Raw genomic sequence first — 10,945 nt, 5'->3', positions numbered from 1 at the left:
ATGCTGGACAAGATCAGTAAGAAGATACTGATGGAGCTGCAGAGCGACGGACGGATCAGCAACGTGGAGCTTGCTGCGCGCGTCAACCTGTCGCCTGCGGCATGCCTGGAGCGGGTGCGCAAGCTGCACGAGTCCGGCTACATCATGGGCTACACGGCCCAGCTCAATCCGCAATTGCTGGATGTGTCGCTGCTGGTGTTCATCGAAGTCGTACTAGATCGTACCACGCCCGAAGTCTTCGATGCATTCAAACATAGCGTCCAGGTGATCCCCGAAGTCCTCGAATGCCACATGGTGGCCGGCGGCTTCGACTACCTGGTGAAAGCGCGCGTGAAGGACATGGCGGCTTACCGCGAATTCCTCGGCAAGACGCTGCTGCAAAAAGGCGTACGCGAGACCCACACTTATGCTGTGATGGAAGAAGTAAAAAACACGAGCAAGCTACCGATCAAGTAATCAACGGTCAGCTATCGCCGCTACGGAGACGGAGGTCAGATGAAGTTGCAGCACAAGCAGGTGCGACAAATTTTACGGATACTCGGCGCCACGGCGGCGGGCGCTTGTACAGCGTGGCTGGCGCAGCTGGCTGGCGCTGGTTCGCTCTGGCAAGCCACGCTGGCCGCGCTGGTCGCCGCATTGACGGCCCAGCTGGCCCAGGCGGCCGGCGGCGACGGCGAAGACGGCACGCGCCGCTTCGCGCACACGGTGGGCGAGGAAATCGACGCGATCATGATAGGCGCGGCGGAGACCTCCTACTTCGTCGATTCCGTCAAAAAGAAGATCGAAAGCGACGTGCGCACGGCCAGCGAGATCGTGGCCAGTTCCAGCCAGAACGCGCGCGCCACCGAGCAGATTGCCGCCAACGCCGAGCGCGCCGCCAGGATTGCCGCGCGGGTGCGTGCCGAGACCGAGACCGGACGCGCCGAAGTGGACCAGGGCCTGGCGCGCATCAGCCGCGCGCGCGGCGACGCGCAGCAGGCCGCCGCCACCATGGCCAGCTTGCAGGAAAAGGCCAGGCGCATCTACGGCTTTACGGAAGCCATTACCGAAATTTCCGCGCGCACCAATCTGCTGGCGCTGAACGCCGCCATCGAGGCCGCGCGCGCCGGCGAACAGGGGCGCGGTTTTGCGGTGGTGGCGGGCGAAGTGCGCCAGCTGGCGCAGCGCACCAAGGAAGCCACGGACGAGATCAGCGCCATGGTGCGCGCGATTAACGAGCAGGCCGTGTCGGCCACGGCCGGCATGGATTCGCTGGCAGGCATGGTGAGCGAGGCGGCCGGCAATGTGGAAACGGTGCATGGGCTGCTGAGCAGCATTGAGCAGTCGTCCGGCGTGTCGGAAAAGGAGATCGGGCAGATTGCGCAGGCCTCGCGCGAGCACGTGGAAACCACGCGCGTGATCGCCGAGGCCATTACGCAGATCCGCGACAGCATGCTGTCCACCGACGCCGAGCTGCCGCGCGCCACCGGTTCGGCCATGGCGCTGGCCGAGCGCGCCGAAGTCATTACGGCGGCGCTGGGCATGTCCGAGATTGAAACCGCGCACGATGAAATCCGCGAAGCGGCGCAGACGGCCGCCAGGGAAGTGGGCAAGATCTTCGAAGCGGCCATCGCCAGCGGCAAGATCACGCACGCGGCGCTGTTCGACCGCCAGTACACGCCGATTCCGAATACCGACCCGCCCAAGCACAACACCAAGTTCGACGCCTTCACCGACCGCGTGCTGCCGGACCTGCAGGAAGGCTTGCTGGCGCGCCTGCCGCACCTGGCCTATGCGGGCGCGGTGGACAACAACGGCTACTTCCCCACTCACAACAAGAAGTTCTCGCAGCCGCTGACGGGCAATTACGACGTGGACATCGTCAACAATCGCACCAAGCGCATCTTCAGCGACCGCACCGGCAAGCGCTGCGGCTCGAACACCAAGCCTTTCCTGCTGCAGACCTACAAGCGCGATACGGGCGAGGTGATGCACGACCTGTCGGCCCCGATCTACGTCAACGGCCAGCACTGGGGCGGCTTCCGCATCGGCTACCGCTCCGCCGCGCATTGATTGGCATTACCACGTAGGGCGGGTTAGCGCCGAAGGCGCGTAACCCGCCACTGCGCCGCCGGTCTAGTAGGTATCGCTGCGCGGCGACGTGCCCGGCGCGGTGCGCTGGGCCACGCTGTTCATGCCTTCCAGGTTGGAGCGCAGCCATTTGTGCGCCGGGCTGCGCGCGTCGCGCTCGTGCCACAGCATGTCCAGGTGCACGGCCGGCAAGGTGAACGGCAGTTCCTTGTGGATCAGCGCATCGGTCATGCCGGTGGACGCAATCAGGTGCTTGGGCAGCACGGTAATCAAATCCGAGTTGGCCACCACGCGCCCCGCCGTGAAGAACTGGTTCACCGTCAGCAAGATGCGCCGTTCGCGCTGGATCTGCGCCAGCGCCTCGTCCACCAGGCCGTGCGCGCGGCCGGAGAAGCTCACCAGCAGGTGGTTCGCCGCGCAGTAGTTCTCCAGCGTCAAATCGCCCTTGGCCAGCGGATGGTCGCGCCGCATCACGCACACGTAGTGGCCGGAATACAGCCGCTCGTGCCGGATCGGCGAACTGGTGTCGCTCGACAGCTGCGCCGCCACCCCCGGGAAGAAGCCCACCGCCAGGTCCACGTCGCCGCGCAGCAGCATCGGGCGCGGTTCGCGCGTGGTCAGCGGCACCATGCGCACGTTCACGCCCGGCGCTTCGCGCTCGATCGAGCGCATCAGCGACGGCAGCCAGAAGGCGGCGGTGGCGTCGGCCATGGCCAGGCGGAAGGTCGCGTGTGCCTTGGACACGTCGAAAGTTTCCGGCGTCACGGCCGCTTCCAGGCTGGCCAGCGCGCTGCGCACGGACGGCCACAGCGCTTCGGCGCGCGGCGTCGGCTTCACGCCGTAGGCGGTGCGGATCAGCAGTTCGTCGCCCAGGCTTTCGCGCAGGCGCTTGATGGCGTTGGAGACCGCCGGCTGGGTCATTGCCAGGTGGCCGGCGGCGCGGGTGAGGTTTTGCTCGGTCATCACCGCGTCGAAAACACGCAGCAAGTTCAAGTCCAGCGTCAGGAAGCTCATAAATACTCGGCTCGGTGGTAAGGACTCTTATTCACGTTCCGTATAGTTGATATCGGGAAACGGAATTGGATTTATATGTTGCAGCGCACTATAGTTACGCTTGATTGTAATTGCACCTGAACTTCAATGTCTACCTTCATTTCTGCTGTACAAGCCTTAACTTTCGGAATTTCTGTCATGGACGCGATTCAAATCCTGCTGGGCGCTGTGCTGGCGCTGGCCATGCTCCTGCTGTTCAAGCCGCTGCTGCGCGGTATCGGCCGCGCGCTGGTGCTGGTGGTAAAACCCAAGCTGAGCAAGGAAGAACGCCTGCAGCGCCGCCTGATGCAGGACGCGATGATGCTGAACCGCATGCTGAACTCGATGGAAAGCGCGCCCAGCCACGCCGCCGAACTGCGCGCCATGGCGGCCCGCGCCTAAAAAACAGGCAGGACCGTGCGGCAGGGACTCTGCCGCGCCGCAACAACTTTATTTTTCACCCAGCAGCTGAGGCTTCAGCGAGCTGTCCACCGGCTTGTCGCCCAGCCAGATGCGCAGGATGGCGTTGAAGAAGGCCACGTCCGGCAGCGCGCCGCCGACGGCCTTGCCGTTCAGCATCACTTGCGAGCCCGTTCCGGGTATCCAGTCCACCGTCAGCACGTCGCCCTTCTTCAGGGCGGGGAACATGGCGAACATTTCACCGAATTGCTTGGTTTGCGGCACCAGCCTGGCGCGCTCGGCCTGGTCGGTGTTGTCGTTCAGGCCGGCCATGAAGGCTTTGCCGAACTCTTCCGACGTCAGCTCGCGCAGCACCACGATTTTCACGCGGCGCGGTCCCTCCGCGGCCAGGATGTCGGCCACGGTGGATTTCTTTTCGGTGAGATACAGGCCCAGCGCGTAGACCTTGAAGATGACCTTGGTGCGCAGCCCGGCGCCGTTCAGCTTGAGCGTGGCGCCGTTGACGGTGATGGTGTCATCGAACTTCACACCCGCGACTTCGGCGGCGAAGGATGGCAAGCTTGCCAGCGCCAGCAGCGTGGCTGCGGCGGCGCTTTTCAGGATGGACCGGCGGGCTATCGTCATGTTGTCTCCATAAAGGTGTTATGGAGGCAAATATACCATTGCTTTACTGCGCGTCGCCCTTGCCGGCAGTCAACCGTTCATATTTCGCCATCAGCTGCTCCTTGGTCTCGATCCAGGCCGGATTGAGGGGTATGCATTCCACCGGGCAGATCGCCACGCACTGCGGCTCGTCAAAGTGGCCGACGCATTCGGTGCACTTGTTCGGGTCGATCTCGTAGATCTCGGCACCCATGTAGATGGCGTCGTTCGGGCACTCGGGCTCGCACACGTCGCAGTTGATGCACTCGTCGGTAATCAGTAAGGCCATGGTGAATCCTTAGCCCGCCGCCTGCGCGCCCTTGATCGCTGCAATTTTCTTTTGCAGCCAGCGGTCGACGGAAGGAAATACAAATTTGGACACATCGCCGCCCAGCATGGCGATTTCGCGCACGATGGTGCCGGAAATGAACTGGTACTGGTCGGACGGGGTCAGGAACAGCGTTTCGACGTCCGGCAGCAGGTAGCGGTTCATGCCCGCCATCTGGAACTCGTACTCGAAGTCGGACACGGCGCGCAGGCCGCGCACGATCACGCGCGCATCATGCTGGCGCACGAAGTCTTTCAGCAGGCCGGAGAAGCTCTCCACTTTCACGTTCGGATAGTGGCCCAGCACCTCGTTGGCGATTTCCAGGCGTTCTTCCAGCGAGAAGAAGGGGTTTTTGTTCTGGCTGTCGGCCACGCCCACCACCAGAGTGTCGAACAGGCCGGAGGCGCGGCGCACCAAATCTTCATGTCCGCGGGTGAGCGGATCGAACGTTCCCGGATATACGGCTACTACCATTGCGGCTCCCTTGCGATGCACCATAGAACGCGCATTATGCCTGAAAATCAGGCGCTCCCGCAGCCCCGGGCTTAGCCCTTGTACTGAAGTAAATGATAGAACACCATCCCGGCTTTGTCAGCCCGGACCACCTCCCAGCCCTGCATCCACTCTGGCGGCTCACCTTCCTCGAAGGTCAGCGGCAGGCCGGATTCGGCGTAGACCAGTCCGTTTTCCTTCAGCAATTTGCTGCAGAGCGGCAAAACGCGCGCCAAAAAGTCCTGCTGGTAGGGCGGGTCCAGGAAGATCAGGTCGAATTTCTGGCCGCGCACGGCCAGCGACTGGGCGGTGGCCAGCGCATCGCTGCGCAGCAGCTGCACGTTGGCCGCGTTCAGCTTGCTCTTGATCGCGTCCAGCTGGCGCACCACGGCGGTGTTGGTGTCGGCCATGACGACGCTGGCGGCGCCGCGGCTGGCGGCCTCGAAACCGAGCGCGCCGCTGCCGGCGAACAGGTCCAGCACCTGGGCGCTGGCCCATTCGCCGTCGCGCAGGTGGCTGATCCAGTTGAAGGCGGTTTCGCGCACGCGGTCCGGTGTCGGGCGCAGGCCCAGCGCTTCCAGCACGGGCAGCGGGGTGCGCTTCCAGGCGCCGCCGATAATGCGGACCTGGTTGCTGTGTTTAGGCCCGTGGACGGGCACTTTGGCGGGTTTTTTAACGGGCTTCTTTTGCATGGCGGCACTATAACATGCGGGCGCGCCCCCTACTTGGCCTGCGCCGCCAGCGCATTCAGATCCTCGATCCAGCCCTGCATGCGCTTATGCGCGTGCGCCTTTTGCTCCGGCGTGGCGATGCGGATCACCGTCAGCACCAGTTCCATGGTGCCGTTGGCGTAGGCGTCAAAGAAGGGTTTGCGGTCGGACGGCTTTTCGGTGCGGTCGAAATTCTCCTGGATCAGCTCGCGGATCATGGCTTCGGCCGCCGCCGGCGCCGGTTTTTCCTGCTGGATGCGGCGCGCCAGCGCCAGGATGCCCTTCTGGCGGCGGATGCGCTCGTCCAGCCACAGTTCGTTATCCAGCGGGCGCGCGTCGGAGGCCTTGCGGATGATGGCTTCCTGCTCGCGGCTGAAATTGCCGAACCACAGCTCGAATTGCTCCATGGATTTCTTGTAGCGGAACTTGAGTTGCTCGTCGCGTCCGCCCTTCATGTTCTTCTTGCGGAATTCGCTGTTGTTCTTCTCGAACTTCTTTTCCATCTGCTCCAGCTGTTCCGGCTTGAGCGACAGCGCCAGCTCGGCGATGTCCGGGGCCGCCTTGAGCAGCATGGCCTGGGTGCGCGCGCGCACTTCCTTGTAGTCCGCCTGCAGGTCGGCCAGGGAGGGATTGGCCTGCAATTGCTGCTGGGCATGGCGCAGCACCTGAGCGTAATCCTGCAGCTGGGTTTTGCGGTGCCAGCGGAAGAAATCGCCGATATCGGACTTGACCGGGGGCTTCTGCGCCGAATCCAGGTCCACATAGGCGTCCAGCCACCAGAACAGCAGCGTATCGCCGTTGTTATAGGCCAGGCGCAGCGAACTGCAGGCGGCCAGCAGGGCCAGCACGGCAACGATGAAAATATAGCGTGCGCCCCGGTGGCGGCTGTCCTGCATGTTAAACTTTTCCATATTCTTAACTTTTTGAGTAGGCCTATGAACGTAGTTATTCTCGCCGCCGGCATGGGCAAACGTATGCAGTCCGCATTGCCCAAGGTTTTGCATCCGCTGGCTGGCAAGCCGCTGTTGTCGCACGTTATCGATACGGCGCGCGGATTGTCTCCAGCCAAATTATGCGTGATTTACGGACATGGGGGCGCAGCCGTGCTGGATCAGCTTGAAAAGGAGAAGCAAGTGCCCGGCACCGACATCTCCGCCGCGCTGCAGGAGCCGCAGCTGGGCACGGGCCACGCGGTCATGCAAGCGCTGCCGGTGCTCGATGAAGCCTACCCTACCCTGATCCTGTACGGCGACGTGCCGCTGACTACTTCGGCCTCGCTGCAGCGCCTGGTGGACGCGGCCGGTTCGGACAAGCTGGGCATCCTGACCGTGGAGCAGGACGATCCTTTCGGCCTGGGCCGCATCGTGCGCGAAGGCGGGGAGATCGTCCGCATCGTCGAGGAGAAGGACGCCAGCGCCGAGGAACGCGCGATCAGGGAAATCAACAGCGGCATCATCGTGGCGCCCACCGCGCGCCTGAAGCAATGGCTGGCCGCGCTGCAGAACAATAACGCCCAGGGCGAGTATTACCTGACCGACATCGTGGCCCAGGCCGTGGCGGACGGCGTGCCGGTGGTGTCGGCCAACCCGGGCGGCGTGTGGGAAGTGGCGGGCGTCAATTCCAAGGTGCAGCTGGCCCAGCTGGAACGCATCCACCAGCTCAACATCGCGCAAGCCCTGCTGGAGCGCGGCGTGACCGTGATGGACCCGGCCCGCATCGACGTGCGCGGCGAACTCATCTGCGGCCGCGACGTCACCATCGACGTCGGCTGCGTATTCGAAGGCAAGGTCGAGCTGGCGGACGGCGTCACCGTGGGCGCGCACAGCGTGCTGGTGAACGCCCGCATTGCCGAGGGCGTGCAGATCAAGCCCTTTTGCCACATCGAAGACGCCGTGGTGGGCGCCAAGTCCATCATCGGCCCGTACGCGCGCCTGCGCCCCGGTACCGAGCTGGCGGAAGATGTCCACATCGGCAACTTCGTCGAAATCAAGAACAGCCAGATCGCCGCGCACAGCAAGGCCAACCACCTGGCCTACGTGGGCGACTCCACCGTGGGTTCGCGCGTGAACGTGGGCGCCGGCGTCATCACCTGCAATTACGACGGCGCCAACAAGTTCCGCACAGTGATCGAAGACGACGCCTTCATCGGCAGCGACAGCCAGCTGGTCGCTCCCGTGACGGTGGGCCGCGGCGCCACCATTGGCGCCGGCACCACCCTGACCAAGGATGCGCCGGCCGACCAGCTGACCATCTCGCGTCCCAAGCAGCTCACCATTCCCGGCTGGAAGCGCCCGGTGAAGGTCAAGAAGTAAACTGCCACTGCTTTCTACGACGGCGCCGTGAGGCGCCGTTTTTTTATGTCCGCAGCCTGTGGATAAAGATGTGAGCAAGCTTGAGGAAAACCGTCTGACAAGCTTGGGGCAACTGTGGGATAACTTGGCAACAATCCAGTCGTATCAAGGAGATACGGTTTACCGGCATTTCTACTGTGTAAACAAACAGGTTTACCAAAAAATGTGGACAACTTTGTGGGCAAGTGCCGGAATAAGCGTTGGAAAAGTGGTGCAAAACCGGGGATAAATGAGGTGGGCCTGTGCATAAACTTGTGGGCAAGCCTGTTGAAACGCCGGGATAACTTCCATCCCGGCCACCGCACCGGCTTTCCCGCCGCCGGAGCCGGCAGGCGGTGTTGATAAGCCTGTGAAAAACCGTGGGAAAAGCACCGGATAAGCCTGGTATAACTGTGTGGGCAAGCACAGGAAAACCGGTGGATGACCCTGTATAAGCTACACCGCAATGCGCGTTTCAAACTTGCTGCGCAGAGTGGAAAAATAGGTTTTCACGTTGCGTACATTGGTATGCGCGGCAAACAGCCGGTGCGCCAGCGCGTTGTAGGCCGGCATGTCCGCCACCTGTATCACCAGCACGAAGTCCGGTCCCGGCGACACGCGGTAGCACTGCAGCACCGCATCGTCGCCTGCGACGTGCTGCTCGAACTCCGCCATGCGCTCGGCCGCCTGCACGTCCAGGGTGATCTCCACGATGGCAGTCAGGCGCGCACCCACGCTCTCCGGTGATACGATGGCGACCTGCCGCTGTATCACCCCGCTCTCCGTCAGCTGCTTCACGCGCCGCAAGCAGGTGGGCGGCGACACATGCACCGCCTGCGCCAGCTCCGCGTTGGTCAAGGCCGCGTTTTGCTGCAGCACATTCAGGATGCGACGGTCTACCTCGTCCAGCTCTGGAATATTCATAAAAAATTCAATACAAAATGAAATTTAATTTCACCATCATACACGTATGAAATTAAATTTCATGTACGAGTGAATTTAGAAAGCTTATTTCATGAGCGCTGCTCTAGTATGGATTCATTAACTATTCATACAGAGGTTTTTATGTGCGGCATCGTCGGCGCGGTAGCGCAACGTAATATCACTCCCATCCTGCTCGAGGGCCTGAAGCGCCTGGAATACCGCGGCTACGACTCCTGCGGCGTCGCCCTGCATGTGAACGGCGCCCTGCAGCGCTCGCGCAGCACCTCGCGCGTGGCGGACCTGGAGAAACAGGTCAACGAAACCGGCCTGAGCGGCTTCACGGGCATCGCCCACACCCGCTGGGCCACGCACGGCGCCCCGGCTTCGCACAACGCCCACCCGCACTTCTCGCCGAGTTCGGACAACGCCCGCATCGCCCTGGTCCACAACGGCATCATCGAAAACCACGACGAACTGCGCGCCGAACTGACCGCGCTGGGCTATGTGTTCCAGAGCCAGACCGACACCGAAGTGATCGCCCACCTGGTCGACCACATGTACAACGGCGACTTGTTCGACACCGTGCAGCAAGCCGTCAAGCGCCTGCACGGCGCCTACGCCATCGCCGTGTTCTCGCGCGAAGAACCGCACCGCGTGGTGGCGGCGCGCCAGGGCTCGCCGCTCATCGTCGGCATCGGCCAGGGCGAAAACTTCGTCGCCTCCGATGCCATGGCGCTGGCCGGCACCAGCGACCAGATCATCTACCTGGAAGAAGGCGACGTGGTTGACCTGCAACTGGGCAAAGTGTGGATCGTGGACGTGAACGGCAAGTCCGTCGAACGCGAAGTGAAAACCGTGCACGCCCACACCGGCGCGGCCGAACTGGGGCCGTACCGCCACTACATGCAGAAAGAAATCTTCGAGCAGCCGCGCGTCATCGGCGACACGCTGGAAGGCATCACCGGCATCATGCCCGAATTGTTCGGCGACGGCGCCTACAAGGTGTTCAAGGAAATCGACCGCGTGCTGATCCTCGCCTGCGGCACCAGCTACTACGCCGGCTCCACCGCCAAGTACTGGATCGAATCCATCGCCAAGGTCCCGGTCAACGTCGAAATCGCCAGCGAATACCGCTACCGCGATTCGGTGCCCGACCCGCGCACGCTGGTCGTCACCATTTCCCAGTCCGGCGAAACCGCCGACACCCTGGCCGCGCTCAAGCACGCGCGCGCGCTGGGCATGGAGCACACGCTCACCATCTGCAACGTGGCCACCAGCGCCATGGTGCGCGAATGCAAACTGGCCTACATCACCCGCGCCGGCGTGGAAGTGGGCGTGGCCTCGACCAAGGCCTTCACCACCCAGCTGGCCGCGCTGTTCCTGCTCACGCTGACGCTGGCGCAAGTGAACGGCCGCCTCACCGACGAAGAAGAAAGCGCGCACCTGAAAGCCATGCGCCACCTGCCGTCTGCCATCACGTCCGTGCTGGCGCTGGAACCCCAGATCATCGCCTGGGCCGAAGAGTTCGCGCGCAAGGAAAACGCGCTGTTCCTGGGCCGCGGCCTGCACTACCCGATCGCGCTGGAAGGCGCGCTCAAGCTCAAGGAGATTTCCTACATCCACGCCGAGGCTTATCCTGCGGGCGAACTGAAGCACGGCCCGCTGGCGCTGGTGACCGAGGAAATGCCGGTGGTGACCATCGCCCCGAACGACACGCTGATCGAAAAGCTGAAGTCCAACATGCAGGAAGTGCGCGCGCGCGGCGGCCAGCTGTTTGTGTTCGCCGACGTCGATTCGCGCATCACCTCCGGCGACGGCGTGCACGTGATCCGCATGCCCGAGCACTACGGCCAGCTGTCGCCGATCCTGCACGTGGTCTCGCTGCAGCTGCTGGCCTACCACTCCGCCCTGGCGCGCGGCACCGACGTCGACAAGCCGCGCAACCTGGCGAAATCGGTGACTGTCGAGTAAGGGCTGCGGGGCTATTCTAAAAAAAA

The 10,945-nt window shown here is 63.0% G+C and carries 12 protein-coding genes; 5 read left to right on the top strand and 7 right to left on the bottom strand.

Translation table 11 applies throughout. From position 1 onward, the window contains the following. Window positions 1-456, top strand: a complete 456-nt coding sequence (locus ACFJI2_RS27010; RefSeq protein ID WP_028833852.1) for an Lrp/AsnC ligand binding domain-containing protein — start codon at window positions 1-3, stop codon at window positions 454-456. 39 nt (window positions 457-495) lie between these two features. Further along, window positions 496-2,052, top strand: coding sequence for a methyl-accepting chemotaxis protein (locus ACFJI2_RS27005; RefSeq protein WP_377702644.1), 1,557 nt, complete (start codon window positions 496-498; stop codon window positions 2,050-2,052). A 63-nt stretch (window positions 2,053-2,115) separates the two neighbouring features. On the opposite strand, the gene ACFJI2_RS27000 is transcribed toward ACFJI2_RS27005, so the two are convergent. Further along, on the bottom strand, window positions 2,116-3,084 hold the full coding sequence (locus ACFJI2_RS27000; protein ID WP_028833850.1) for a LysR family transcriptional regulator: 969 nt from the start codon (window positions 3,082-3,084) through the stop codon (window positions 2,116-2,118). Between the two features lie 177 nt (window positions 3,085-3,261). Here ACFJI2_RS27000 and ACFJI2_RS26995 point away from each other — a divergent pair, with 177 nt between their 5' ends. Then, window positions 3,262-3,504 (top strand): hypothetical protein, encoded by a 243-nt coding sequence (locus ACFJI2_RS26995; RefSeq protein WP_377702643.1) that lies wholly within the window; start codon window positions 3,262-3,264, stop codon window positions 3,502-3,504. 48 nt (window positions 3,505-3,552) lie between these two features. Here the strand turns inward: ACFJI2_RS26995 and ACFJI2_RS26990 are convergent, their stop codons facing one another. From ACFJI2_RS26990 to ACFJI2_RS26970, 5 genes are all read right to left on the bottom strand, one after another. Continuing rightward, complete coding sequence (locus tag ACFJI2_RS26990; RefSeq protein ID WP_377702642.1) at window positions 3,553-4,146, bottom strand: chalcone isomerase family protein; 594 nt, start codon at window positions 4,144-4,146, stop codon at window positions 3,553-3,555. 43 nt (window positions 4,147-4,189) lie between these two features. Further along, window positions 4,190-4,453, bottom strand: a complete 264-nt coding sequence (locus tag ACFJI2_RS26985; protein ID WP_028833719.1) for a YfhL family 4Fe-4S dicluster ferredoxin — start codon at window positions 4,451-4,453, stop codon at window positions 4,190-4,192. A 9-nt stretch (window positions 4,454-4,462) separates the two neighbouring features. After that, window positions 4,463-4,966, bottom strand: a complete 504-nt coding sequence (gene coaD, locus ACFJI2_RS26980; protein ID WP_028833720.1) for a pantetheine-phosphate adenylyltransferase — start codon at window positions 4,964-4,966, stop codon at window positions 4,463-4,465. Between the two features lie 71 nt (window positions 4,967-5,037). Continuing rightward, window positions 5,038-5,676, bottom strand: coding sequence for a 16S rRNA (guanine(966)-N(2))-methyltransferase RsmD (rsmD, locus tag ACFJI2_RS26975; protein WP_377702641.1), 639 nt, complete (start codon window positions 5,674-5,676; stop codon window positions 5,038-5,040). Window positions 5,677-5,705: 29 nt separating this feature from the next. Further along, window positions 5,706-6,605, bottom strand: coding sequence for a DUF6279 family lipoprotein (locus tag ACFJI2_RS26970; protein WP_377702640.1), 900 nt, complete (start codon window positions 6,603-6,605; stop codon window positions 5,706-5,708). A gap of 24 nt (window positions 6,606-6,629) precedes the next feature. Between ACFJI2_RS26970 and glmU the strand changes: the two genes are divergently transcribed. Beyond that, complete coding sequence (gene glmU / locus ACFJI2_RS26965; RefSeq protein WP_377702639.1) at window positions 6,630-8,006, top strand: bifunctional UDP-N-acetylglucosamine diphosphorylase/glucosamine-1-phosphate N-acetyltransferase GlmU; 1,377 nt, start codon at window positions 6,630-6,632, stop codon at window positions 8,004-8,006. A 474-nt stretch (window positions 8,007-8,480) separates the two neighbouring features. Here glmU and ACFJI2_RS26960 read toward each other — a convergent pair whose 3' ends face one another. Then, window positions 8,481-8,948, bottom strand: coding sequence for an Lrp/AsnC family transcriptional regulator (locus ACFJI2_RS26960; RefSeq protein WP_132134158.1), 468 nt, complete (start codon window positions 8,946-8,948; stop codon window positions 8,481-8,483). Window positions 8,949-9,089: 141 nt separating this feature from the next. On the opposite strand from ACFJI2_RS26960, the gene glmS reads away from it, so the two are divergent. After that, a complete protein-coding gene (gene glmS / locus ACFJI2_RS26955) occupies window positions 9,090-10,919 on the top strand; it encodes a glutamine--fructose-6-phosphate transaminase (isomerizing) (protein ID WP_377702638.1) in 1,830 nt (609 codons plus the stop codon). Window positions 10,920-10,945 lie beyond the last annotated feature (26 nt).

The organism is Pseudoduganella sp. UC29_71 (assembly GCF_042693265.1).
Classification (GTDB): domain Bacteria; phylum Pseudomonadota; class Gammaproteobacteria; order Burkholderiales; family Burkholderiaceae_D; genus Rugamonas.
This window is presented reverse-complemented; position numbering and strand designations above follow the sequence as displayed.